Origin of the sequence: Rufibacter sp. XAAS-G3-1, assembly GCF_013623775.1 — a bacterium.
Lineage (GTDB): Bacteria > Bacteroidota > Bacteroidia > Cytophagales > Hymenobacteraceae > Nibribacter.
Window position 1 is genome coordinate 404,254 of record NZ_JABFAM010000005.1, and the last position, 26,195, is coordinate 430,448.

At 52.2% G+C, this 26,195-nt stretch carries 18 protein-coding genes; 9 read left to right on the forward strand and 9 right to left on the reverse strand.

Annotation, left to right across the window (positions count from 1 at the left end; all coding sequences use genetic code 11):
- Nucleotides 1-58: 58 nt before the first annotated feature.
- The 4 genes from HHO50_RS06040 to HHO50_RS06055 all read right to left on the reverse strand — a co-directional run bounded on the left by HHO50_RS06040 (nt 59) and on the right by HHO50_RS06055 (nt 3,408).
- The gene (locus HHO50_RS06040; RefSeq protein ID WP_181305093.1) at nt 59-784 is read right to left on the reverse strand and encodes an ABC transporter ATP-binding protein; all 726 of its coding nucleotides are present in this window, start codon (nt 782-784) and stop codon (nt 59-61) included.
- A gap of 79 nt (nt 785-863) precedes the next feature.
- Nucleotides 864-1,085, reverse strand: a complete 222-nt coding sequence (locus tag HHO50_RS06045) for a DUF2795 domain-containing protein (RefSeq protein ID WP_022821757.1) — start codon at nt 1,083-1,085, stop codon at nt 864-866.
- Nucleotides 1,086-1,253: 168 nt separating this feature from the next.
- Nucleotides 1,254-2,042 carry an outer membrane beta-barrel protein gene (locus tag HHO50_RS06050; RefSeq protein WP_181305094.1) on the reverse strand — a complete coding sequence of 263 codons (789 nt, stop codon included), beginning with the start codon at nt 2,040-2,042 and terminating at the stop codon, nt 1,254-1,256.
- A 49-nt stretch (nt 2,043-2,091) separates the two neighbouring features.
- Nucleotides 2,092-3,408, reverse strand: coding sequence for a DUF349 domain-containing protein (locus HHO50_RS06055; protein WP_181305095.1), 1,317 nt, complete (start codon nt 3,406-3,408; stop codon nt 2,092-2,094).
- Between the two features lie 252 nt (nt 3,409-3,660).
- Between HHO50_RS06055 and ettA the strand changes: the two genes are divergently transcribed.
- A complete protein-coding gene (ettA, locus tag HHO50_RS06060; RefSeq protein ID WP_181305096.1) occupies nt 3,661-5,328 on the forward strand; it encodes an energy-dependent translational throttle protein EttA in 1,668 nt (555 codons plus the stop codon).
- 182 nt (nt 5,329-5,510) lie between these two features.
- On the opposite strand, the gene HHO50_RS21220 is transcribed toward ettA, so the two are convergent.
- Together HHO50_RS21220 and fabF are read right to left on the reverse strand one after the other, a co-directional pair.
- Nucleotides 5,511-5,663, reverse strand: a complete 153-nt coding sequence (locus tag HHO50_RS21220) for a hypothetical protein (RefSeq protein WP_255478614.1) — start codon at nt 5,661-5,663, stop codon at nt 5,511-5,513.
- Between the two features lie 1,364 nt (nt 5,664-7,027).
- Nucleotides 7,028-8,272, reverse strand: a complete 1,245-nt coding sequence (fabF, locus tag HHO50_RS06070; protein ID WP_181305097.1) for a beta-ketoacyl-ACP synthase II — start codon at nt 8,270-8,272, stop codon at nt 7,028-7,030.
- A gap of 210 nt (nt 8,273-8,482) precedes the next feature.
- Here fabF and HHO50_RS06075 point away from each other — a divergent pair, with 210 nt between their 5' ends.
- Both HHO50_RS06075 and HHO50_RS06080 read left to right on the forward strand, forming a co-directional pair.
- The gene (locus tag HHO50_RS06075; RefSeq protein ID WP_181305098.1) at nt 8,483-9,391 is read left to right on the forward strand and encodes a S9 family peptidase; all 909 of its coding nucleotides are present in this window, start codon (nt 8,483-8,485) and stop codon (nt 9,389-9,391) included.
- A gap of 223 nt (nt 9,392-9,614) precedes the next feature.
- Nucleotides 9,615-10,250: a hypothetical protein gene (locus HHO50_RS06080; protein WP_255478615.1), complete on the forward strand. Its 636-nt coding sequence runs from the start codon at nt 9,615-9,617 to the stop codon at nt 10,248-10,250.
- Nucleotides 10,251-10,450: 200 nt separating this feature from the next.
- Here the strand turns inward: HHO50_RS06080 and HHO50_RS06085 are convergent, their stop codons facing one another.
- Together HHO50_RS06085 and HHO50_RS06090 are read right to left on the reverse strand one after the other, a co-directional pair.
- Nucleotides 10,451-11,155, reverse strand: coding sequence for a YceI family protein (locus HHO50_RS06085; protein WP_181305100.1), 705 nt, complete (start codon nt 11,153-11,155; stop codon nt 10,451-10,453).
- A 508-nt stretch (nt 11,156-11,663) separates the two neighbouring features.
- Nucleotides 11,664-14,267: a M1 family metallopeptidase gene (locus HHO50_RS06090; protein WP_370457529.1), complete on the reverse strand. Its 2,604-nt coding sequence runs from the start codon at nt 14,265-14,267 to the stop codon at nt 11,664-11,666.
- A gap of 198 nt (nt 14,268-14,465) precedes the next feature.
- On the opposite strand from HHO50_RS06090, the gene yjjX reads away from it, so the two are divergent.
- From yjjX to HHO50_RS06115, 5 genes are read left to right on the forward strand one after another with little or no spacing between them, the layout of a single operon-like run.
- Nucleotides 14,466-15,032: an inosine/xanthosine triphosphatase gene (gene yjjX, locus HHO50_RS06095; RefSeq protein WP_181305101.1), complete on the forward strand. Its 567-nt coding sequence runs from the start codon at nt 14,466-14,468 to the stop codon at nt 15,030-15,032.
- A gap of 57 nt (nt 15,033-15,089) precedes the next feature.
- Entirely contained in the window at nt 15,090-15,821 is a 732-nt protein-coding gene (gene pxpB, locus HHO50_RS06100) for a 5-oxoprolinase subunit PxpB (protein ID WP_181305102.1), read from the forward strand.
- Nucleotides 15,811-16,812 carry a biotin-dependent carboxyltransferase family protein gene (locus tag HHO50_RS06105; protein WP_181305103.1) on the forward strand — a complete coding sequence of 334 codons (1,002 nt, stop codon included), beginning with the start codon at nt 15,811-15,813 and terminating at the stop codon, nt 16,810-16,812. Before pxpB ends, HHO50_RS06105 begins: the two co-directional genes overlap by 11 nt.
- Nucleotides 16,809-17,579 (forward strand): LamB/YcsF family protein, encoded by a 771-nt coding sequence (locus tag HHO50_RS06110; protein WP_181305104.1) that lies wholly within the window; start codon nt 16,809-16,811, stop codon nt 17,577-17,579. The genes HHO50_RS06105 and HHO50_RS06110 overlap by 4 nt, the downstream gene beginning before the upstream one ends.
- Nucleotides 17,580-17,583: 4 nt before the next feature.
- Nucleotides 17,584-18,774: an NRAMP family divalent metal transporter gene (locus HHO50_RS06115; RefSeq protein ID WP_181305105.1), complete on the forward strand. Its 1,191-nt coding sequence runs from the start codon at nt 17,584-17,586 to the stop codon at nt 18,772-18,774.
- A gap of 590 nt (nt 18,775-19,364) precedes the next feature.
- Here the strand turns inward: HHO50_RS06115 and HHO50_RS06120 are convergent.
- Nucleotides 19,365-22,250 carry a M16 family metallopeptidase gene (locus tag HHO50_RS06120; protein ID WP_370457533.1) on the reverse strand — a complete coding sequence of 962 codons (2,886 nt, stop codon included), beginning with the start codon at nt 22,248-22,250 and terminating at the stop codon, nt 19,365-19,367.
- A gap of 1,024 nt (nt 22,251-23,274) precedes the next feature.
- Here HHO50_RS06120 and HHO50_RS06125 point away from each other — a divergent pair.
- On the forward strand, nt 23,275-26,070 hold the full coding sequence (locus HHO50_RS06125) for an outer membrane beta-barrel protein (protein ID WP_181305107.1): 2,796 nt from the start codon (nt 23,275-23,277) through the stop codon (nt 26,068-26,070).
- Nucleotides 26,071-26,195 lie beyond the last annotated feature (125 nt).

The window sequence follows — 26,195 nt, forward strand, 5'->3', positions numbered from 1 at the left end:
GTTCGCCCACAAGATCCTTTCAGGAAAACAAAATAGATAGTTTAACTTGCCCTGCTACTTAATAGGTGCTTACTGCTTTTTCCTCCAGAAAACGCTGTTGAGCCAATACTGTTTGGGGGGAGAGTTTTTCCAGGGTTGGCTGGGGTTGGGAGATGTTCAGGAGATAGCCTTCCAGCGGAAGCAAGTTCAGCAGGTCATGGGTAATGCAGAGCACGGTTTTCTGTTCTTCACGCACCCAGCTGGCCATCAAATCAAAGACTCTTTTCTTGTGGTAGACATCCAACTGCTGGGTGGGTTCGTCCAGTAAGGCGATGGGCGCATCTTGCAGCATGAGTTGTGCGAGCCACACCAGCTGTTGCTCTCCCCCAGATAAATCTGTAAAGGTGCGTTGGCCCAGGTGTGAAATGTGTAGACGCTCCAGCATGGCCTCGGCACGGGTGTAGTCAGAAGTAGTATAATGTTCCAGCAGACGCTTCTGCCGGAATAAGCCCATGACTACCAGCTCGCGTACCTTGATGGGGAAGGCCACGTTGTTTTTCTGCGGAAGGTAGGAGAGCGCGCGGGCAATGGCCCCGGCCCGCGCCACCAGTGGGCTGCCCTGTACCAGAATCTGCCCCTGGTAAGGAACCTGCCCGGTAAGGGTTTTCAGGAGGGTAGATTTGCCGCTGCCGTTATGCCCAATAATAGCCACCAAGGCAGGGGCTGGCACCAAAAAAGAAAGGTTGCGGAGAAGTACGCGCTCGTCGTATCCCGCAACCAGATTTTTTATTTCTAAAACAGCCAAGTTAATTAAGAATTAGGAATTGAGAATTAGGAATCAAAAAAGGCTGAGCCAATTCCTAATTCTCAATTCCTAATTAATATTAGTATTCGTCTTCGTTGAACATGAAGTCCTCTTTGGTAGGATAATCCGGCCAAACCTCTTCAATGCTCTCGTAGGGTTGACCATCGTCTTCCAGAGCCTGTAGGTTTTCTACCACTTCCATGGGGGCACCAGAGCGGATAGAATAATCAATTAATTCATCTTTGGTAGCGGGCCAAGGCGCATCTTCCAAATAAGAGGCAAGTTCAAGTGTCCAATACATAGTAAATTCGCTTTTAAAGTATAGCTATACAAACAAGTTGCAGAGGTAAACGAGCCGCAAAAATAAGATTTTGATTGAGAATTCAAATTTATCTTATGATTACAGTTCTCTTGCAATGCTAAAACACAACGCGCATTCCGGTAAAATGTTTAGTTGCGCCCTTATTTTTTACTCGCGGCGGGCGCGGCTGGTGCCGTCGCCGGTGTTGAAAAGGTAGTTTAGGCCTAGTTGCACTCCGGCTACCATGTTCTGGCGCAACACATAATAATCTGAGTCGCGGGATAGGTCTTCAATGTGCTCTTCTTTGCGGATGTTTACAAAATTGTAGCTGTACCTAAGGTTCGCCGTTAAAATCAAGTTGGTGCTGAGGCTGTATTCCACGCCGGTTCCCAATAAAACGCCCAGGTCATATTGGTTAAACTCGCCTACGTTGGAGTTGCTGCGGTCACTGTCCTGGGTGCTGGCCAGCAGGTAGTTTCCTTGGGGTACAGAGAACGTTCTCTCTTTGATCTGGTACGTGGCGGCGCGCGAAAAGCTGTTGTGCTCAGTGCCCTTCTGCAAGATGCCCAGTTGCGGCCCTACCTGAAAGTTGAACCGGACTTTGCCCGTGGTGGTGTACTTGAAGAGGAGCGGGATGTTGTAATAGACCAGGTCAATTTCCTTTTCGCCAGATTTACCACCATTTATGTCTATGAGGTCGAATTTCTGACCTTGGTGCGACCGGTAGATTTCTGCCTGTACGTTGTGGTTCTCGTTGAATTTATAGCCGGCTACAAACCCGTAAGGTGCCCACTTGGTGGTGGAGCGGTGTTTGTAGTTGACATCTTCGTACTGCTCGTCATTGATAACCCAGGTATTCTGGAATTGGGTAGTAACGCCCACGTAAGGGCCTTTGATGTTCTGGGACTGGGCCAGGAAAGGAAGGGAAAGGAAAAGGAGTAGAACGTATTTTCTCATCGCGTAAGCCGTTAGAATTTAGGACAATTTCTAACGGCTTACGCAGGATTTAGGCAATTTTGTTGCTCTGCACGCCAGACTTTTTGCGCAGGAGCTCTATTAATTCGTTTTTAGTCCTAATCTTACGGTTGAAGTTCTTGATCTTGCCTTCCAACATGGCCCTGAAGGTTTCATTGCCCGGATTTGGGTTTAACCTATCCAGGTTGTTTTCCAGCACTTCCAGTTCCTGCCTGTCATACTTGATGAAGTCGCGCAGGGCGTTAATGCGGGCGTGCAACTGATCATTCTCTGAGTTTTTGCCTTCGGGCAGCGGCCGCTTGCGCATGAAATGCTCCAGGCTGCTCAGTTCAAAAATCTTGTCGCAGGCTACCAGAAAGCTTTCCCACACAATGTCAGATTCTTCCTGTTTTACCGGGCCTACTTTTTTCCAGGCGGCCTGCAGTTCTTTGGCTTTGGGCACGGCCTGTTGCACGGGTTCGTCTAGCAAAGCCTCGGCCTGGGCCACCAGAGAGCGTTTCTTCTCCAGGTTGTCTTCCAGGTATTTGTCCTTAGATTCGTTTTTCTGGCTGTTGATGTGTTTTTTCAGGCGCTCAAAAAAGTGGTTATTGGCCGCCCTGAAGCTGTTCCAGAGGTCATTGGACATCTTGCGGGGCAGGGTGCCGCCAATCTCTTTCCACTGGTTTTGCAGGTCTTTCAGCTTTTTGCTGGTTTCTTCCCACACCTCAGAGTTTTTCAGGGCCTCAGACTGGGCAATAAGCGCTTTGTACTTGTCTACCGTGCGGGAGAGCATGTCTTTCTTGTCCTGGAAGAATTCCTTCTTGCGGGTGAAGAAAACCTCCACGGCCGTTTTAAAGCGCTCTTCCAGTTCGTCGGCCAGGGTTTTGTCTACCGGGCCGGTCTTGATCCAGTTCTGGCGCAGTTCCTTCAGTTTGTCGGTGGTTTCCTGCCAGTCAATGCTGGTTTGCAGGGCTTCGGCCTGTTGGATGAGCGTGATCTTGGTGGCCAGGTTTTTGTCGCGGTTGCGGGCAATGGCTTCCTTGATCTCCTCCTCAGCGGCAGAGAGACGCTGGTGCAAAGATTCAAAGTCGCCAATGGCGTCATACTTCTCAATCTGCTCCTTCAGGTGCAAGACCTTCATCAAGAAAGAACCCTTGTTCTCAGAGGTTTCTATCTTCTCCAGCAGGCTGTCTACCTTCTGTTTGAAGTTCTCGAATCGGTTTGCGAAGTAGTGCAATGATTCTTCGGGGACCTCCTTCACATCGCCTACCTGGCGCGCCGGAAAGTGCATAAATGGCTTCAACCACACCTGGTTACCCTCAATGTAGCCGTACTTATGGGCCTCCTCAGACAAATCTTTGGTTTCCATCAACTGGATAATTAACTGAAAAATTTAAAGTCTATTTTGGTACAAGTTTATGAATAAACGCCAATTTTCATAACCCCGCCGTGCCAAAATTTACGATATTTGTGCTTATTGGCAGAAAACGCGCGCACCCTGACCTTTGTTTGCATACTGATTTCAAGGCGCAAGGTTATCTGTGGCGTTTTGGGGCCGTTTTTCTGGAAACACCCCAAAAGGACGCAGGCCAGTACACAGACCAGAATCTATCCTATATTCATGAGCAACGAAACCATTATTTTCTCCATGGCGGGGGTAAGTAAGATTTACCCGCCGCAGAAACAAGTTCTCAAAAACATTTACCTCTCTTTCTTTTACGGCGCCAAAATTGGCGTGTTGGGTCTGAACGGCTCTGGTAAATCTTCCCTTTTAAAGGTGATTGCCGGGGTAGACAAGCAGTTCCAGGGCGAGGTGGCGTTCTCGCCGGGTTACAGCGTGGGTTACCTGGAACAGGAGCCGCAGTTAGACCCTGCCAAAACCGTGATGGAGATTGTGCAGGAAGGCGCCGCCGAAACGGTGGCGCTCCTGAAAGAGTACGAAGAAATCAACGAAGCCTTCGCAGATGAGAACGCTGATTTTGACAAGCTCATGGCCCGCCAGGGCGAAGTGCAGGAGAAGCTGGACCACTTGGGTGCCTGGGACCTGGACAGCAAACTGGAGCGCGCCATGGACGCCCTGCGCACACCGCCCGGCGAAGCCATTGTAGGCAACCTGTCTGGCGGTGAGAAGCGCCGTGTGGCCCTGTGCCGCCTGTTGCTGCAGGAGCCCGACGTGTTGCTGTTGGATGAGCCTACCAACCACTTAGACGCTGAGTCTGTACTGTGGCTGGAGCAACACTTGCAGCAATACAAAGGCACCGTGATTGCCGTCACCCACGACCGTTACTTCCTGGACAAAGTGGCCGGCTGGATTCTGGAACTGGATCGTGGCGAAGGCATTCCGTGGAAAGGCAATTACACCAGTTGGTTGGAGCAGAAAGCTGAGCGTCTGGCCAAAGAAGAGAAAACTGAAAGCAAGCGCCAGAAAACCCTGCAACGCGAGTTGGAGTGGGCCCGCATGAGCCCGAAAGCCCGCCAGGCCAAGAGCAAAGCCCGTTTAGGCAACTATGAGAAAATGGCCTCAGAAGACGCCAAGGAGAAAGAGCAGAAACTGGAGCTTTTCATCCCAGACGGTCCGCGCCTGGGCAACGTGGTGATTGAAGCCGAAGGCCTCACCAAAGCCTTCGGCGATAAATTGCTGTTTGAGAACCTGTCTTTCAGTTTGCCGCCTGCGGGCATTGTAGGCATTATTGGGCCAAACGGCGCGGGTAAATCTACGCTGTTCCGTCTGGTTACCGGCCGAGAAGCCGCCGATACCGGTAACATCACCGTTGGTCCAACGGTAGAAACTGCCTACGTAGACCAGCAGCACGAAAGCCTTGACCCCAATAAATCTGTTTTTGAAACCATCTCCGGCGGTACCGAGACCATGCTCTTAGCTGGCCGTCAGGTGAACGCCCGCGCCTACGTGAGCAAATTCAACTTCACGGGCGGTGACCAGGAGAAGAAAGTGGGCGTGCTCTCCGGCGGAGAGCGGAACCGCGTGCACCTGGCCATGACCCTAAAGCAAGGCGCTAACCTGTTGCTCCTGGATGAGCCCACCAACGACCTGGACGTAAACGCCATCCGGGCCCTGGAAGACGCGCTGGAGAACTTCGCCGGTTGCGCCGTGGTCATCTCCCACGACCGTTGGTTCCTGGATCGTATCGCCACGCACATCCTGGCCTTTGAGGGTGATTCGCAAGTAGTTTGGTTTGAAGGAAACTTCTCTGACTACGAAGAAGCCAAGAAGAAACGCCTGGGTGACGTAGAGCCCAAGCGCATCCGCTACAAGAAGCTGATGGACTAAGGCTGTTTTAGGCCTGGTTTTATGAAAAGAGCCCGGAAACGTACGTTTCCGGGCTCTTTTTGGTTTAAGGAGAATTGGATTGCAATTTGAGCCGCTTTAATAGGCTTGCTAACCAATTTGCCCCGCCGTTGTTGGTGTTCTCACCAACAACCCAAACTGCGGTTCTCTAGTCAAGGGGTTTCCTAGTCAAGATAGTGCGTTAAAAAGCCAAAGTCATCTTTGTTCTCCAAGTAAAACCTGGCGGAGGAATAATAATAGTCTTCCGGTAGCTCTGCCAGTTTCCACTTCTCCTGTGCCGGGTTTTGGTGGATGTAGTCCAACTTCTGCTCCGTCACAGCTACTGAGTAGCAAAGCACAGATAAAGGGGTTCCGCTCCCAAATCTGATACTGCCTGTCCTTTGCATCCACCCAGAACCGCTCTAAAACCGCCGGGTGGTTCTGTGCCAGATCAAACTTCAGCTGTTGTCCGGTGAACTTCATGAAATCCCGCTGCACGTCTTGGCGCCGATGCGGTTCTTCCATTTTCCAAAGCAGGTGCAAGTGGTTGGGCATAATCACGAATCCATAGACTTTCGCCCGCTTTTATTTCGCTAGAAACCGGAGGCTTTCTACAATTATACTCTTGTACTTATCAAGTTCCAGTAGGTATTTCCACTCCAGAATGGTGGCTGTGAAAATGACATGTGCCGATGCTCTTCCATGTTAAGTTGATTCCGGCTGTTATCCCTAAACGTTAAGGGAGTTTCAACCAGCTTTATACGAAAAGAGCCAGGAAACATTTGTTTCCTGGCTCTTTTCGGTTGGGGGATATGTGTCTCGTACAGTTGGTAGTAAACCAACAGAGGCAGTGGAATCTAGTATCTTATGCCCGGGTGCCCGGTAAGGGAATCAAATTCGAATGTTCCTAAAAAGTAGCCGTCCAGGACAAACCCATCTGTAAGGGGATTGCTCATAGAATCTACCGCATTACTGATAGAGGTTGCAGCGTAGTTTCTGGATGAAACAGAGATAATTTGGGACTTTTGCCCCCCAGGTTTCTTTGCAGTTGCCAAGCCAATGATAGATGGTGACTGTTGAGAAGTGCTATTTAGATGTAACCCGGTAGCGTTCATTTCCTTTTTCTCTTTATTATGATACAATATTACGGGGTATCTTGAGGAGAAAGTAGGAAACTAAGCCTTGGTTTATAACTATAACGTTTCTAATAAGCTGCATAATGAAAGGAAGTCGATGCGGTGCTAATGCTGCCGCAGGTGATCAAAACCGATATTCTCTATTTAAGAATGTGGGGTATAAAGTTAAAATCATATTAGTTGGGTAAATAAAATTTACGTGAGCGGTAATATCATTATTTTATAAAATACGTAAGGTGCTCATTCTACTGTGCTGGGCTTAGGTGTGCAGGAAGGAACTGCTGCCCAGTCATAGAAGCTCCTGTAACAGGGCGCAGGCAAAGGTTTTCGCTTCCGGTTAGGTGTTGCGTGTGCTGCGCTTCCATTCAAAATGAGGGCTGGTGAAAAGGTAATATGCCGTTGTTTTTCCATGTTTTGTTTGAGCCAGAATAGCAATGAAACATTTCCATAATATAAGAAGCAGTGATTGGGGTAAGGCCGTTTTAGGCTCCGTTTCATGAAAAGAGCCCGGAAACAACCTGTTTCCGGGCTCTTTTCATGAAAACGCATTAAAAACCAATCATGCCCTACGCGGTGAACTTCTTGAAGATAGCCGTGGCAATGTGGCCCCCAAACCCGAAGGTATTGCTCATGGCATACTTCACTTCCTTGGAAACCGCTCGGCCTAAGGTCAGGTCAAACTTCTGGCTGAGGGCAGGTTCTGGCTCATCTACGTTGATGGTAGGTGGAATGATGTTCTCCTGCACCGCCTTGATGCACGCAATGGCCTCAATGGCTCCGGCCGCACCCAGTAAATGGCCCGTCATAGATTTGGTGGCACTCAGGTGCAAGGTAGGGTTTAGGCCAAACACCCGCTCTACCGCAATCAGTTCGCTGGCGTCTCCTATAGAGGTAGAGGTGGCATGACAGTTCAGGTAGTCAATGTCAGCGGGGCTTAAATTGGCTTCCTCCAGGGCCTCCATCATGCCCAGGTACGCGCCCTCGCCTTCGGGGTGGGTGCCGGTGAGGTGGTACGCATCGGCGGCCATGCCTCCGCCCACTACCTCGGCCAGAATAACGGCGTTGCGCTGGATGGCGCTTTCGTAGCTTTCCAGGATGAGGGCTCCGGCACCTTCGCCCATCACAAATCCGTCCCGCTTCACGTCAAATGGGCGGCAGGCAACGGCTGGGTTCTCGTTGAAGGTAGACAGTGCCTTGAGCGCGCCAAAACCGCCTATGCCCGTTTCAGTGATAGAGGCCTCAGAGCCGCCGGTAATGATCATGTCGGCTTTGCCCCAGCGGATGTAGTTGAACGCCTCAATAATAGCCGAGTTGGAAGAAGCGCAGGCCGAGACAGTGGCGAAATTCACGCCCCGCAGTCCGTACTTCATGGAGATGACGCCTGCCGCAATGTCCACAATCATTTTGGGGATAAAGTACGGGTTAAACCGGGGCGTGCCATCGCCTTGGGCGAATTCTACGGCTTGATCCTGGAACGTGCCCATACCGCCGTGGCCGGTGCCCCAGATGACGCCAATCCGGTTGCGGTTCAGGTGCTCAAAGTTAATGTTGGCCATCTGCACCGCTTCGGCCACCGAGATAAGCGCGTATTGGGTGTAGAGGTCGTGCTTGCGGGCTTCGCTCTTGGGCATAAAGTCCAGCGGGTTGAAGTTCTTCAGTTCACAGGCAAACCGGGTTTTAAACTTAGTGGCATCAAACTTAGTGATAGGCGCCGCGCCGCTCACGCCATGTTTCAGCGCCTGCCAATATTCTGGTACTGTATTCCCTATGGGGGTTAACGCGCCCATGCCCGTAATGACTACTCGTTTCATCTTTAGTCTTTCGTAAATCTGTTTTGGAGGCGATTGGTGCCTCTTTTGCCTTGGTTTCTAGCTTCGTTCGGTTTTGCAACGGTGCTTTCCCGCTTGCCGCAGAAAGTAGCGGCAAGATACTCGTTCAAAAGTGAAAAGCCTCCCGTACCTTCATCCTCCCAAGTAGGGCCATTCCTGCTTTATCAACTTTAGAGCTTGTTTACTCCCAATATGAAGTTTTGTCTGTCTCTTCTGCTGCTTTGTTTTCTCTGCTGCACCAGCCCGCTCCAAGCGCAAGCTCCTCAACCCATCACCTGGCAAGACCTGCTGAAGCTGCCCGCCCCTGCCGCCGGAAAGCGCATTGCCTACGGCCCAGATTCTTTGCAGTTTGGGGAGTTGCGGGTGCCCGAGGGGAAAGGGCCTTTCCCCGTGGTGGTGGTCATCCATGGCGGCTGTTGGCTGAGCCAATTCAATTACCAGTACATGAACCACGTAAGTGCCGCGCTCACTAAAGCTGGTTATGCCACCTGGAACATCGAGTTCCGGCGGGTGGGGGATGTGGGTGGTGGCTACCCCGGCACGTTTCTAGATGTAGCCCAAGCCGTAGATTACGTGCGGGAGTTGGCCAAACAATACCCGGTATCCAGCCAAGAAGTGGTGGTGATGGGGCACTCGGCGGGCGGGCATTTGGCGTTGTGGGCGGCAGGCCGAAAAGAGCTGCCCCGCAGTAGTCCTTTGCATACCAAAAATCCGCTGAAAGTGAAAGGCGTGGTCTCCCTGGCGGGAATCCCAGATCTGGCCACGTACAGCACCCAGGAAGGAAGCTGTAATGCCGCCGTGGAAAAGCTGATGGGCGGTTTGCCCACGGCGGTGCCCCAGCGGTATGCCGAAGGAACGCCTTCGCCTACGCTGGCCTTGAAAATACCCGTTAGAATGGTGCAGGGCGGCCGCGATCCTATTGTGCCGGTAAGCCAGGCGCAGAATTTCGTCCATCATTCGCCAGGCGAAAAGACGAAGGCGCAACTGGTGCTGTTGCCGGAAGCCGGGCATTTTGATCTGGTGTCGCCTGCTTCGCCGGTGTGGCCGGCCATTGAAAAAGCCGTGCAGGAGGTACTGGAGAAGCGTAGTTCCGGAAAGTAATAACCGCGCAGCCGCGTTTCTGGCCTGTTTTTCATAAAAAGTGCCCAAAGCCAACTTTGGGCACTTTGGTATTATAAGCAGTGCCGTACATGGGGCATGTACAAAAAGCAGTACCTGATCTCAGAAAATAGCATCCATTTTCACAGCAATCCGTTTTCTAAAACAACTGTCCACTTGTTTTAAATAGACCATTATGAATATGTTGAGAGATTGTTTGAGAACTATGAAGTCACGGGTAGGATTGCTGTTCGTGTTGGCGGCGCTGGTGGGAGGGTGCGCGCCCGCCACCCAGATTACCGGTACCTGGAAAAGCCCCGAAGCCACCACTACTACGTTCAACCGGATAATTGTAGCGGCTTTGACAGATAACGCAGTGGCCCGGCAAACCATTGAGGCGCATTTGCAGACCCAGTTGCAGCAGCGCGGAATCACCGCTACCAAGAGCATTGACCTGTTTCCGCCGGCCCTCATGCGCGACGGCACCACCACCGGTGATGCCATCCTTGAAAAAGTCAAAGGCGACCGGCACGACGCCATCTTGACCGTAGCCTTGGTGAACACCGAAACCGAGACGCGCTATGTGCCCGGCAGCACTACCTACATGCCGGTGACCCGGTTTGGCTGGTACGGCACGTTTAGAGGGTATTATACCTACATGCGCCCCATGATGCTTGACCCAGGCTACTACCGTGAAGACAAGGTGTATTTCCTGGAGACCAACCTGTATGATGCTGCTTCTGAAAGGCTGCTCTGGTCTGCCCAATCAGAGTCTTACAACCCGGGCGGCTTACAGTCTTTCTCTGAGAAATTTGCGGAAATCACCGTGCAAAAAATGCAACAGGATAATCTGGTGAAGTAAGAAACCTGCTTAGAGTAGTTTAAAAGCTTATTTTCAGACTGATCCTCTGGCGCAAGCGTCCGCTTGTGTCCGCCCGCATTTCTGTTTTGCAGTGCATGCGGACGCTTGCGCCAGGAGACATCATTTCTGGCCTGTTTTTACCAAAAGAGCCCGAAAACGCATGCTCGTTTTCGGGCTCTTTTGGTAAAAACAGGCTCAATCTATTGAGCAGAGGCAGTAGCAGAGCCCTCTTGTCTTTTTGCTTCCAAATCCAGCTCTATGTTCACGGTTTCGGAGATGAACTTGTCGCCCAGGGTTTTATCATTGCCGTAGTTCATCTGCCACTGGCGGCGGTCAATGTTGAAGTTGGCTTCGGCCTCCAGGGTATTTTCATCCAGCTCAATGCGGGCCGGGAACGTGATATTCTTGGTCACGCCTTTCAGGGTGAAGTTTCCGCTCACGCTGAAGTTGGCGCCCGCTACCAAAGAGGTGTCTTTTCCGTCAGATTTGTAGGGCTCTACCTTCGTGATCTCAAAGGTGGCCGTCCCGAATTTCTCGGCGTCAAAAAAGTCACCGCTCAACAAGTGGGGCTTCAGCTTGGTCTCGAACATCTCTCCCTGTTCTTTCAGCGTCAGAGATTTGATGTTGATGGTAAACTCGCCGCCCGTAATCTGCTCATTGGCCACCGATACGGTGCCCGAAGTAAGTTGAAAGGTGCCCGGGTGGTTCTTGCCTACACCGTTACCGGTGAACTCTACCACGCTGGCCGCGGTATCTACCACAAAGGTTTGCCCCGTAGCACTAGCGGCCGACTTTTCATCGGTGATGGTGGCCTGGTCACCTTCTTTGGGAGCCTGGTTGCAGGAAGCCAAGGCCAACCCTGCTACCAAAGCCAGGCTAGCCGTATTCAAGATAGATTTTTTCATAGTTGTAAAAGTTGGTTAGGTTCCTGTAGATACATAAAGTATTCTTTGAACGCGGGAAGTCAGTATTTGTTCGCTGCGCGGAGTTTCTACCCATGCTGCCCCTGGTTCTTCCAAAGAAAGAACCAGGGGCAGCTGCCTGCATCAGTTTAGACCTCTGTTTTTAGGCTATTTCTTAAAAAGCAGTCTGAGAGCATGTTTAAAATTCATCTCAGGTTCTTGCTATGGCCAGTTGAGCTTGCCAATCCAAAATTTAAGCATGGAAGCCGTTTAGAGTTTTACGCCTGGTTTCATAAAAGTAGCCCAGAAACGGGGCTACAAGCAGATGCTTGCGGCAGTGCCGAATAAACCTCTTGTTTTTGGCCTGTTTTCGTAAAAGTAGCCTAAAATCGATGATACAAGCGGACGCTTGCCCTAGAGAAATTGCGATACAACTTGTTCATGAAGAACTCTAAACGGGTTCATGCTCTGAAAACAGAGGTGTCCAGAACATTATAGCCCGTTTTTAGGATTACTTCACCGGGTGCGCCAACTTCTCGGCTCTGAACACCCCATCTGCCGCTTGCAGAATCTTGCCTTTCAGCTTGGGGTTGTAGTCTGGGTGCGCCTGCAAGAAGGTGCGTACCGTATTGGCCGCTCCTGCGGTTTGGTAAGACCCCAAGGTGGCCGAAAGCCACGAGGCCGGGAAGAAGATATCGCCGGTCAGTTGGATTTCCTCCAGCAAATCAAGGCTTTCTTTCAAATACTTCTCTGAGGTAGCGGCCCGCAACGGATGGTGCAGGTAATTCAACGCCGCCAACACCCACGATTCCACCTCGCGGTTCTCTTCTTTTTTCAACGAGGCAAAAAAAGCATCCCGTTCCTTTACATTTCCTGACAAAGCAGGCACCATAAACTGCAAGCGCTTCTTGCGGTCTGGGTTAGGAATACGTGCCATTTGGCGGGCCAATATTTGTGGACTGTTTTGGTAATCGCGCACGGCCAAAGCTAAAGCCAATGAGGTGTAATCATCCTCGGACAACTTGATGCCGGCGGGGGCCTGTTCTTTGTCCCAGATTTGGTGCAAACGGTTCTGGGCAGCGGAACTTAAGGCGATGCTCTGGTAGGTTTTGAAAAGCAGCTTCTTCACGTTAGCAGCGGTGGCTTTCTCCATGGCCGTCCAGAGTTCCTGCTCCAGTTGCGGGGCCAGGGTGGGCCGTTGGGCGGCGGGAAGGAAACGCCAGAAGATATCGCTCAATTGGCCGGTGATCAGTTTCACGTTAAGTTCTTCCGTTTCTTTGGAAAGTCCGCCTCGGTAGAAATCCAGCAGTTGCTGCGGCGTGACGCTGCGGTCGTTCTGCATGTTCTCGTACAAGTTAATGTAAGCCGAGGCCCGCGCTACCGGATTCTTTAAACTATACAATCCGCTTAGCATTTGCGCGTCTACCGGGAACACGCCGTAGCCTTGGCCGGTCACATCAAACAGCACAAACAAAGGCTTCTCTTTGCCCATCGCTTCCGGCAGCGTCACTTCGGCCTGGTTCATGTTCACGGTCATTTCCTGCATGCGGTCTGGATACACTAAGGCAAGCTCAAAATGCTGCGGCCAGAAACGATTAGAGCCGTCTTCGCCTTTCTGCCGGATGGTAAGACTGGAAATCTTATTGCCTTCGGTTTGCAAGGTGTAATCAAACTGCGGACGGCCCGGTTCGTTCACCCACACCTGGTTCCAGGCTTGCAGATCGGCGGGAGTGAGATCGTCCAGAATCTGGATGAGGTCGGGCCAGGTGGCGTTGCCGTAGGCGTATTTCTTCAGGTACTGTTGCAAGCCTTTCCTGAACGCTTCTTCGCCCATGAGCCTTTCCAGCTGGCGCATCATCACCGGGGCTTTGTGGTAAATGATGTTGCCGTACATAGAGCCCGCATCCTGCAGGTTGTCCAGCTGCTGCCGGATGGGGTTGGCTCCGGCGGTACGGTCTACCCCATACGCGGCAGGCAAATGGTCTACCAAAAACTTGAGGTCGAAGTTAGAGGTAGGCATGGCCACCTGCGTGATTTTGTCGGCCATGAAATTGGCGAAGACCTCTTTCATCCAGACATCATTGAACCACGCCATGGTCACCAAATCCCCGAACCACATGTGCGCCGTCTCGTGGGAAATTAAACTGGAGCGGGAGATTTTCTGGTCTTGCGTCGCGCCCTCGTCCAGGAACAGCGTGGAGGCTTTGTACTGAATCGCGCCCACGTGCTCCATGCCGCCGTACTGAAAATCAGGGATAGCTACAAAATCGAACTTCTGGAACGGGTACTTGATGCCGGTGTATTGCTCCATGAACTGCAGCGCATCTTGGTGAATCTGGAAAATGGGCGAAAGGCTCTGTGCCAGCTTTTCTTGATCGGTTTCGCGGTGCAGAAAGTGCATGGTTCTTCCGTTGGCGGTTTGCGCCACATGGTCAAATTTTCCGGCCGCAAACGAGAACAGGTACGTGGGAATGACATCTGAATTCTGGTAATGGTATGTCTTCTGCCCCGCGCTTAGCACCGAGTCTTGCAGCGGTGCGTTGGCAATGGCTTTCCACTCCTGCGGAATGGTCAGGGTAAGTTTAAAAGTGGCTTTCAGGCTGGGTTGGTCAAAACAGGGGAAAACCGTGCGGGCGCGGTCGGGCACCAGTAGCATGTACAGAAAATCGGCTTGCCGGTTCAATGACAGATTGCCCGCCACGAAGTCAATCTCGACCTGGTTTGCGCCTTGTTTCAGAAATTGAGCCGGAATAAGCAGGTGTTCCTGCGTGTGTTCCACCGGCACCACTTGCTGGTTCACTTTTACCTGCTTCAGTTTATCAGCGGTTTCCTTGAAATCTAGCTGCAACGGCTGACCTTTTTCTTTCAGGTGAAAAGAAATGACTTCAGACGCCAGTACCGGTTCGTCTTTCCGGGCCGGAAGGATCAGGTGCAGGTCATAGGCAATCTTGCTCAGTTGCGAAATCCGGAAATCGGCTAATGGTTTGGAGACGCCGGGTATTACCGGAACAGAACTGCTGTTGGCAGGCGAAACTTGCTTCATACAGGAAACCGCTGAGGCGAAAAAGACAAAATAGAGGCCTTTCTGGAAAGCCCGAACGTGCTTGTTTTTCATTCTAGGTAAAATTATAAAAATTCGGTTATCTCGCCAGAAGTTTTAATTGTATTGCATTCCGTTTTTAAAAGCATTGTACTTTGGATATGGCTATTTTACCGGTATTTTTCTAAAAAAGGTACAAAAAAATTATTCATAGGGTGTGGTGTAGTAAAATGTAATAATTTTGCTTTACTTCGTGGTAAGAAAACATAAGAGATGAATAAAGTAGTACTAAAAGTAGTGGTGGGTTCCACCAATCCTGTAAAAGTGAAGGCGGTACATAGTGGGTTACAGGCCATGTTTCCGCAGCACGAATTTATAGTAGAATCTGTCTCTGTGCCCTCCGGTGTGGCCGACCAACCTCTGACAGATACCGAAACGCTGACCGGTGCCTTTAACCGGATGAACAACGCGTATGAGGCTTTTCCCGAGGCAGATTTCTGGGTAGGCATTGAAGGCGGGGTGCAGTCCTTGCACGTAGAACTGGCGGCCTTTGCCTGGATTGTGGTGCGCACCAAGAACTTGGTAGGGAAAGCCCGCTCCGGTATGTTCTTCCTGCCGCAGGCCGTAGCCGAATTGGTGAAGCAAGGTGTGGAACTCGGCGCCGCCGATGACCAGGTTTTTGGACAAACGAACTCCAAGCAAAAAGGCGGCGCCATTGGCATCTTAACCAATAACGTGGTAGACCGTCAGGAATTATACGAGCAAGCCACCAAATTAGCCCTGGTGCCCTTCAGAAACGAAGCCCTTTACAGCAGAGCCACCGAGAAGATGTTCGCGTAAGCGTCATGCGTTTCCAGCCTTTTTTCGCTACATTAAAGGCAAACTGGAAATGTACGTATGTCACTTCTGCGATCGTCCGTTAAAATATACCCGCTGGGAGAGGCGGCCATTGTGCTGCAACTGGGGGACGAGATTGCGGTAGAGACGCATAGGAAGGTAAAGGCCGTGGCGCAGTTTCTGGATCAGCATTCCTTTCCCGGAATGGTGGAGTACGTGCCCGCCTTTACCACCGTGACCCTCTACTATGACCCGTGGCTCGTGAGCGAAAAAGGGCAGCAAGACCCTTACGCGGTGGTGGAAGAAAACCTGCGCGAGATGCTGGCCCAACTGGAAATAACTCCCCAGATAGAAGCTCCTTCGGTCATAGAAATCCCGGTGGTGTACGGTGGCGAATTTGGGCCAGACCTGGCGTTTGTCGCGCAGCACACCGGTCTTAGCCCCAAGGAAGTCATCTTTATCCATACTCAGCCTGAGTACCTGGTGTACATGATTGGTTTCGCGCCCGGCTTCCCGTATCTGGGCGGCATGGACAGCCGCCTTGCCGCACCCCGCAAAGAGGTGCCCAGGAAGGTGATTCCGGCCGGGTCGGTGGGTATTGCCGGGGCGCAAACGGGCGTGTACCCCCTGGAAACTCCGGGCGGCTGGCAACTGATTGGCCGCACGCCGCTCTCCCTGTTTGACCCCAGCCGTGAGCCTCCAAGTCTGTTGCAGATGGGCGACCTGGTGCGTTTTGTGCCTGTTTCTCTGGAAACGTACTTAAAACGAGAGGGCCAGACGCATGAGCCTTAAGGTGGAGAAAGCCGGTCTGCTCACTACCGTGCAGGATTTGGGCCGCTACGGGTTCCAGAAGCAAGGCATGGTGGTCAGCGGTGCCATGGACGCCTACGCCTTTCGCCTCGCCAACCTACTGGTAGGGAATGCTGCAACCGAAGCGGCCCTGGAGATTACGCTAGTTGGCCCCAGCCTGCTGTTCCAGGAAGATTGCCTGATGGCCCTTGCCGGAGCGAACCTTTCGCCCAAACTGAACGGTAAATCAGTCCCCATCCATAGACCTATTTTCATCCGGAAGGGAACCTTGCTGGAGTTCGGGACACCCGCGCAAGGCTGCCGGGCGTATCTGGCCGTGGCCGGAGGGTTTGACGTGCCCTTGGTTATGGGCAGTGCCGCAACCTACATACGTGCCGCGGTAGGCGGATGGCAAGGAAGAGCCTTACAGAAAGGCGCCGAATTGCCTTTTAAAGGTATGCCCTTAGCACAACTTCAATCCTGGCAGCAGAAAAGTCCGGCACAAGAACCGTTCCTGGTTTCTAAATGGGGTATCTCCTCTGAACTGCTTCCGGCGTACGCCGAAAACCCAACGGTGCGCGTGGTGCCGGGGCCGGAATATAGCCTGTTTTCTGAAAATGTGCAGGAAACCTTCTGGCAATCTGAATTCAAGGTAACCAATGCCTCAGACCGTATGGGCTACCGGGTAGAAGGGCCCGCGCTGCCACTGAACAAACCGGAAGAGCTACTCTCCAGTGCCGTCACTTTTGGGACGGTACAGGTGCCATCCCACGGAAATCCTATTATCTTGATGGCCGAACACCAGACCACGGGCGGCTACCCGCGTCTGGGACAGGTCATTTTCGCCGATTTGCCGGTTTTGGCCCAAGTACGCCCTGGCGGTTCCATCCGTTTCCGGCAGGTTTCTCTGGCAGAAGCGCACGAGTTGTACTACCAGCAGGAGCGAACCATGGAACACCTGACGCGCGTTCTTCACCTTCAATTGAAAAGATGAATCCTACCTTTACCGTTGATTTAAACTGTGACCTGGGCGAGAGTTTCGGGGCCTACCAAATGGGCAATGATGAAGCCATTCTGCCCTTGGTGACCTCGGCTAACATTGCCTGCGGGTTCCACGCCGGAGACCCGGCGGTGATGAAGAAAACCGTGCGGTTAGCCTTGCGGCAGGGAGTGGCCCTGGGGGCGCATCCCAGTTTTCAGGATTTAGTTGGTTTCGGGCGGCGCGAGATGGCGGTTTCTCCCGAGGAAGCCTTTGATGTAACCGTGTACCAGATTGGCGCGCTCTCGGGTTTCATCACAGCCGAAGGCGGTGTGTTGCACCACGTTAAACCGCACGGCGCGCTCTACAACATGGCCGCCGTCAATCCGGCCCTGGCCGAAGCCATTGCCGAAGCCGTGTACAAAGTGAACCCAGAGGTGGTGTTGTATGGCCTGGCCGGAAGTGCATTGGTCAAAGCCGGAGAGAAGCTGGGCCTGAAAACCGCCCACGAAGTCTTCGCCGATAGAACGTACCAGCAAGACGGCACCCTCACTTCCCGTAGATTGCCCAACGCGGTAATCACAGATCAGCAGGAGGCAGTGCAACAGGTGGTGCGCATGGTGAAAGAAAGGAAAGTGTTGTCGCAGCAAGAGGTGGACGTGTCCATCAAAGCAGATACCGTTTGTATTCACGGCGATGGCGCGCATGCGGTGGTGTTTGCGCAGCTCATCCGCGAAGCGCTCACCCAGGAAAATATTACTCTTCAGGCGTTTTCGGGCTAGTTTTATGAAACAACCCAAAAACTGGGGTGTGCTCCTGGGTGCCGCTTTCCTGATGGCCACCTCGGCCGTAGGCCTTGGCTTCTTAACCCAAACCACCGTTTTTACCCAAAGCCTGGGTGCCAGCTTCGGGTTTGTGATTCTGCTTTCCATTTTACTGGACATTGGCGTGCAACTGAACGTGTGGCGGATCATTGCCATCTCTGAGAAACGGGCGCAGGACGTAGCCAACGCGGTGCTGCCGGGTTTGGGCGGCTTCATTGCTTTGTTGATTGTGCTGGGCGGTTTTGCCTTCAACATTGGGAACGTGGGGGGCGCGGGCCTGGGCCTGAATGTGCTCACGGGCCTTCCCGTGGAAACGGGGGCGCTTATTTCTGCCGCGGTGGCCATTGGCATTTTTCTGGTGCGCGAAGCCGGGAAACTGATGGATTTTTTTTCCCAGATTCTGGGAGCCCTTATGATTGGGTTGATTCTGTATGTGACCTGGGTTTCTTCGCCGCCCGTAGCGGAAGCGGCTATCAGAACCTTCGCGCCGGAACAGATTAGTTTCACGGCCATTATCACGCTGGTGGGCGGAACGGTGGGCGGTTATATCACCTTCGCGGGTGGGCACCGGTTGCTGGATGCGGGCATTAAAGGGAAAGCAGCCCTGGGGCAAGTGACTGCCAGCGCCGTGTCCGGCATTTCACTGGCCTCTATCATTAGAATCTTTCTGTTTCTGGCAACGTTGGGTGTGTTACAGCAGGGAAAAATACTGAACCCCGAGAATCCAACGGCCTCGGTGTTTGAACTGTCCGCCGGGGCGGTGGGGTATAAGTTGTTTGGGGTTGTGATGCTGTCGGCGGCGATTACCTCGGTGGTGGGTTCGGCCTATACCTCGGTCTCATTTATCAAGTCTTTTCATCCGCGCATCGCGCAAAACGAGAACTGGTTCATCATTGGGTTTATCGTGGTTTCCACGGCTATTTTCGTCTCCATCGGCAAGCCGGTGCTGTTGCTGGTGTGGGCTGGTTTGCTGAACGGCTTTGTGCTGCCCGTTACGTTGGGCACTATGCTGGTGGCGGCGCATAAGAAGAGTTTGATGGGCGAATACCGGCACCCAAAGCTGTTGACGTTGTTTGGGCTGTTGGTGGTGCTGGTTATGACTTGGATGGCGGGCGATACGCTGGTGCAGCAGGTAAAGGGTTTGCTGGAGTAGCAAAGAGGCGTTCGTTTTCGGGCTGTTTTTGCTAAATCAGCTTCAAAACGGAGGTGCTTGTCAAGAGGTGGGGAGCATTTGGCTGGAACTGGGTTCTTTAAGGGGGTTGGCAGGTGCATGCCTTACGTTGTTCCCTTGGCTTGTCCGCTTCTTGCGTGGGTGCAAGTGCTGCATTGTTCCATTTTTGGCGGTATGCGCTCACGGCCGCGGGGCCCCGTCTTCCCCTCTCGCACTGCCCTTTCGGCCTGAGAAGTTCCCTTCTTTTAGTAGCTGTTTATCCAGGGCCAAAAGCGAGGCGCGCTCGGGAAAGACTGGAACTGGGGAAAGTAGTATAGTGAGACGAGAGTCTCAAAGACGTTTGCTGATCTCGTAACAACAAGCAACCTCTCTTGCTTGAATCAGCCCTGTCTAGGAGGGGTAGCTTTTTACTCTCCACCATCTCCTTCTAAGGTGTACCATCATGTAATGGGGTAGTGCCTTCCCAAAACCGCAGAAAAAGAAAAAAAAGGCGTTTCCGGGGTCTTTTCCCGAAAACGCCTTTAAAACGTATTCCTCACGTGTGGATGATCGGCACTTGAAGGAAAGGTCAACTAGAAAATACGTCCTTCTTTCTTGGCTTTCCGGCCTTTCACTGGTTCTATTTTCTTAGGTTCTTCCGGCACGGCTGGTGTATCTGCTTTGGCAAGAACCGGTGCTCCGTCTGGGTCAAGCTCTACCACCTCGTAGCCCAGTTTTTCCAGGCCCGGCTTGATGGCGGCTTTGTCGCCCACTAGCATGATGCTCATTTTCTCTACCGGTAGGTATTTCTTGGCTAAAGCGTTGATTTCCTCTTTGGTGATGTTCTTCAGGATTTCGTTTTGCTTGGCCACGTAGTCGGCGTCCAGGTTGTAGCGCAGCATGTTGTTGAGGAAGTACGCTTTCTGGAAAGAAGTCTCATACTTGAGGGCATCAGACTGGCCGATGGCGCTCTTCATGAACGCTAGTTCTTCGTTGGTGATGCCTTCTTCCCGGAACCGCTTGATCTCTTTCATGAACTCTACCACAGAGCTGTCAGACACGTTGGAGCGAACCCCGGCGGCGGCGGTGAAAGGGCCGGCAGCCTCGGTGCCCGAGAAATAAGACCAGGCTCCGTACGAGTACCCTTTGTCTTCGCGCAGGTTCAGGTTGATGCGGCTGTTGAAGGCGTCACCCAGTACGTAGTTCATCAACGTGGCCTTGTAATAATCTCCGGTAGCGTCATACGGCAGCGCCATGTACCCGATTCTGATCTCAGACTGGGCGGCTTTCTCTTTGTCTACCACGTAGATTTTGGTCTTGTCAATAGTAGCCACTTTCGGCTCTGCCGGAATATTCACGGGTTTGGCGGCCCACTTGTTCAGGAAGGCCAGTTTGGGCATAACCTGGGCTTTTTCCACGTCGCCCACAATCACCAGGTTGGTCACTGAGGGGGAGAAGTAGGTTTGGTAGAATTTCTTCACATCGTCCAGGGCAATGCTTTCCACGGTAGCCGTAGTCCCCATCACCGGAATAGCCTTGATGTGGCCTTCGCCGTAGAGCATTTTGTTGTAGACGTTGTTGGCGACCACGGTGGGCTGCGTGCTCTGGTTTTTGATGGCCTCCAGGCGTTGCTTTTTCAGACGGTCGAAATCGGCTTGGTCAAAGCGCGGGTGCATCATGCGCTCTTCCAGCAGAGCCAGCGTCGCATCCAGATTTTTCACCTGGCTTTGCACCGATACCGTCATGGTCTCGGTGCCGCTCCCGAAATTGATGGAGCTTCCCAACTTCTGCAACTGGGTAGAAATGTCCTCAGCGGTGTACTTCACAGATGACTCATTGAGCATGGCCGCGGTTAAAGAGGCAAGGCCAGCCTTGGATGGGTCGTGCGCCTCCAGTTTGTGGCCACCCTGTAGGGTAAAGAGCATGGTTACGGTAGGCACTTCGTCGCTTTTAGCGCCAATCACCTTAATGCCGTTGGAGAAATTGTCTTTCCAGAACGGAGGCACGTTAATGGTTGGGTTAGATCCGGCGGACGGACGTTTGCTGCGGTCAAAAGTATCTTTCGCCTTCACATATGTTAGACCGGCGTATTGATCAGCGGGCGCTTTGTAGCCGCTTGGGTCAACGTTGAAGTTATCGGCTTTTGCCACCATCTCTGGTTTGCCTTTGGGCACCACACTCAGAATCACCGCCGGCTTGCCTTTGATGTATTGGTTATAGACGCGCAGCACATCGGCTTTGGTCACGGCCCGGTGCGCTTTCAATTGATTAGCCAGGAAATTGGGGTTGCCGGTGAAAGTCTGGTAAGAAGCCAGGGTAGAGGTTTTGCCAGCCACGCTGGACAGGCTGTTGATGATGTTGGCCTCATAAGAAGATTTGAAGCGCTCCAGGTCATCATCGGTAACGCCTCTTTTCTCAAATTCAGCAAAGGCGTTGCGCATCTCTTTCTCCATGTCGGCCAGGGTTAAGCCCGGGAGCGGCAGTACCGTTAACGTGAATTCGCCGGCCAGTTCTGAACACGGGTGCCCGGCGTTCGCCTGCACGGCTTTCTGTGCTTTGGTTAAATTCTGGTAGAGAATTGAGTTTTTGCCGCCGCCAATAATTTCTGAAAGCACATCTAACGGTACTTCATCTGGATGGTAGTTGGGCACCGTAGGGAACGTCATCTGTACCATAGGGAAACGGATGTTGTCCTCGTAAGAGATGTACCGGTCTTGGGTAAGCACCGGAGCCGCCAACTTCATGTTCTTCACCTCTGGCCCGCGCTGGATGGAGCCGAAGTACTTCTCGGCCAATTTCACTACTTGGGCCGGGGTAACGTCACCGCCTACGGTCAAGGTAGCGTTGTTGGGGCCGTACCAGCGCAGGAAGAAGTTCTTGAGGTCGTCTACGTTTACCCGGTTCAGGTCCTCAATGTAGCCGATGGTAGTCCAGGAATACGGGTGACCGAAGGGGTACAGGGCTTGGGCGTTCTTCTCGTACACTAGCCCATAGGGACGGTTGTCATAGTTCTGGCCGCGCTCGTTTTTCACGGTCTCGCGCTGTACCTCAAATTTCTTCTGGGTCACGGCATCCAGCAGGAAGCCCATGCGGTCTGCCTCTAGCCAAAGAGCGGTTTCTAGTTGGTTAGATGGAACGGTCTCAAAATAGTTGGTTCTATCGCGGTTGGTGGTGCCATTCAAATCACCGCCCGCCTCAGAGACAATCTTGAAGTGTTCCTCGTCGCCCACGTTGTCAGAGCCCTGGAACATCATGTGCTCAAAAAAATGCGCGAAACCAGACTTGCCAACCTCCTCGCGGGCTGAGCCAACGTGGTAAGTCACGTCCACGTGCACAATGGGGTCAGAATGGTCTTCGTGCACTACTACCGTGAGGCCGTTGGGCAACACATACTTCTCATAGGGGATCATCAGTTCGGAACCTTTGCGAGTCACTTTCTCAACCAGCTTGGTCTGGCCTGGCTTCTGCGCGGAAGCCATGGCCGCAACTGGTTTCTTGGTGGGGGAAGCTTTTTTGGAAGTCTGCGCCTGCGCCTGGGATAGCAGGGCGGCCGCCAGTAATACGGCTAAAGTACTCGTCTTTGACATACGCTTGATTTATTAGTGGGAGGATAGGGTTAAGTAATGTTACAAAATATTATTGAATTTATTACATATATTTTCTAAGCTTATTTAAGTTTAACATGTAAGCCTTAACAGATGCTAAGAAGGGCATGATGAAAAGGACAGAGCTTGTGGCATTATTGAATAATTGGTGTGCTTTAGGAGGAGCCGGTGAAGCGACAAAACCTACCCCAACCCCTCCCAGGAGGGGAATACGCCTTGGAAGGAGAAAGGAATGCGTTTGACCGGCAGGTGTAAACATCCCCCTTCGCCCCCTTCAAAGGGGGAGTATCTGCTTTAGAGGGCAAAAGTATCGAACTAATGAATATGGGCCCTACAACTTTCCCAGTTCCAGTCTTCCCCCAGCGCGCCTCGCTTTTGGCCATAGACAGGCAAAACTAAGAGCAAAGGACTTCTCAGGCCGAAAGGGCAGTGCGGGAGGGGAAGACGGGGCCCCGCGGCCGTGAGCGCTTAGCGGAAGCTATGAAACAACACAGCACTTGCACCCACGAGAAAAGCAGACAGGCCAAGGGAACAGCATATTGCGTGCACAAACTAATATCCAAGCAAAAGCGTCCAAGCCAAAGGAACTGCCCAGTCTCTTTACAGAAGCTAACTCCAGACAGGGGCTAAAAGGAACCAATAACGGTATCAAAAGACAAGCACATAGATACCAGTGAAAAGAAAGAGGTTCGCCTCTAAGGCACCACGCACTTCCAGGCAAAAATGCTGCTTCCAGTTTGCGCCTGTTTTTCAAAAAACGGCCTGTTAACGGCAGAAGTCAAATGTTAATCTTTGTTAAATCTCAAAAGCGGAAGACGCAGCTCTGGTATTATTTCCCTAACATTATACCAGTTACTATCCTGTAGCCCAACTTCCTATTCATCTTTCACCGGTACGTATGAAATCACTTCTACCCGCGTTTCTTCTCCTGCTGTGCCTCTGCTGTTCAACGGCCTCTTTCGCCCAAAACCAGAAAGGAGAGGTGAAAGGCAAACTCTGGGATGCCACCCACAAAGAGGCTTTGTCTTACGCTACTATTGCGGTCTACACCGCCCAGGATACCACGCTGGTGACGTTCAGGGTAAGTGATGAGAAAGGGAACTTCCGGGTACCGGGCTTGGCCTTGAACCAGCCGCTCCGGATTGTGATTACCATGACCGGTTTTAAAGTGTTCCGGAAGGAGTTCTCTTTGCCTTCTGGGAATTCTGAGCTGGATTTGGGGCAGATAAACATGGAGCAGGCAGACCACTTGCTGGACGAAGTGATTATCACATCTGAGGCCCCGCCCATCATTGTCCGGAAAGATACGCTGGAGTTCAATGCCAACTCGTTCAAAACCTTGCCCACGGCACTGCTGGAAGACCTCTTGAAGAAATTGCCGGGCGTAACGGTAGACGGCTCAGGAAATATTGCGGTGAACGGCAAAGCGGTGAACAAGATTCTGGTAGACGGGAAAGAGTTCTTCGGGAACGACCCCAAGGTGGCTTCGCGCAACCTGCCCGCCGATATGATTGACAAAGTGCAGGTGGTGAATGACCCAGACGCTTTGAGAAGAGACCCAGACCTTCCGGTGAACGAGATTCCGCAGGTCATCAACCTCAAACTGAAGAAAGGCATTAAGCAAGGGGCATTCGGGAAAGTGTATGCGGGTACGGGTTCAGGCAGCCGCTACGAAGGTGGCGGTATCTTGAACGTCTTCAGGGACACCACTCAAGTCAGCGTGCTGGGCTATTCCAACAACCTGAACAAGCCCGCCTTCGGTTTTGAGGATATTTCCAGAATTGGGGGCTTTAACCGCAGCGGCATGAACTCCATTATGGTCAGGAGCGACGGCGGTTTTGCCGTGAACGGGATTTCCTTTGGCGGTACCGAAGACGGCATCCAGCGGTCTTCGGGGGCGGGCGGTAACTTTAACACCCTGCTCAAAGGCGATGTGAAAGTGAACCTGCAATACTTCTTCGGGGGCATCAACGCCTACCTGAACCAACTGGTAAACTCTGCGCAGAGCCTGCAGAGCGACACCCTTGTCTCACGCCGTTCCAGAGACCAGAACAGCGAGAACCGCAGCCACAGAATTGGCGGCAGGCTGGACTGGAAGATTGACTCGGTGACCAACCTCAGTTTCTCGCCCAGTGTGGTGCTGGCGCAGAGTGCGTCTAACCAGGGGTTGTTTACCACTACGTTCCGGAGCCTCTCTGAGCCGCTCAACAGCAGCGATAACCAGCAGGTATTGGAGAACAACACCACTACCTTCTCGGGGAATCTCTCGTTTGACCGAAACTCCCGCAAAAAGAAAGGCCGTATCTTCAACTTCTATGGTTCCTACAACTTCAACGACGGCGATCAGGATCAGTATTACCAGGTGCTCAGCAATTATTACGGCCTAGATCCTTACTCTGAAACCCTGGATCAACTACGCGACAACGTAGTGGCCAATACCGCCATTAATACCTCCTATTCTTACACAGAGCCTTTCAGTAAGACGCTTAGTGGCGTTATCAGGCTGAATTCTGAGTATTTCAGAGATAAAAACTTGGTGAACACGTTTGACCTGACGGCCGAAGGAACAGAACCATTGCGGCGGCTACCGGAGCTCTCAGATAAAGTGGAAAGAAGCGGCTGGCGCAATTACCTGACCACTAGCGTGAAGTGGAAAATAAAGGAGTTAACGTTGCAGCCCGGCATCCGGTTTACCTTCTTGGATATTGACAATTCCTTCCAGAAACTGAGGCCCATCAAGCAGAATTACTTTTACGCGTTCCCGTCTTTGACAGCCAACTGGAAAGGGTTCAACTTCAGCTATAACGTGAACGTGCGCGAACCTTCGGCCGCCGATTTGCAGCCCGTAACAGACATCTCCAACCCGCTGTTTATCCAGTACGGCAACCCGGGGTTAACGCCCACCATCTCCAACTCGGTGAACCTGCATTACCGTAAGTTTGACACCAAACGGTCTATGAACTACTGGGCCTATCTTTCCGGGACTATCAGCAATGATGCCGTCACCCGGGCCAGAACCTTAAATGAAGCTACCGGCCAGCAGACCACCCGCCCCGTGAACACAGACGGTAACTGGCAGTTGAACGGCAACGCCGATGTCTCCAAAGACTGGAAGTTTGACGGCAAAAAGCAATTCTCCTTAACGGCTTCCATGTGGGTGAACTACGTGAAAACGCTGATTATTCTGAACGAGACCCGCAGCTACGGGCAATCCATTTCGTTTAACCCCAGCCTGAACGCGCGCGTGAACCTGAATGACAAGTTTGAGTTCAATGAGTCATTGACCTTAGGCCACCGCCGCAGCGTGTATGAAGACAACGCTTTCCAGGACATTAGCTTTTTCACCCGCACGTCCAGAACCGGAATAGTGGTGCGAATGCCCAAACGGATTGTGTGGGAAGCTAATTTCGACTATACCTACAATTCCAACATTGCACCCGGCCTCCGGAAAGACATTAGCCGCCTGAACGCCGGGGTGACGTTCCTGTTCATGAAAAACGACCGGGCGCAGTTGAAGCTGTCTGTCTATGACTTGCTGGATCAGAACATTAGTGCGTACCGCAGCATCAGAGAAAACTTTGTGGAAGATTTCCAGACGCAGGTGCTCACCCGTTACGCGCTGCTCACGTTCACCTACAACATCCGCAACTTCGGCGGCAAGGTAGGCGGCACCAACACCTTCTTCCGGTTTTAAGGAACAGACGTAAGGCAGAAATGCTTTTTGGAGCCGGTGTTTTATTGGGAACGGTGTAACTGTTTCTGACGTATTCTTGTAAAAGGAGCCCTAAAACATAGCGCTCCTTTTTGTTTTTTACGCTT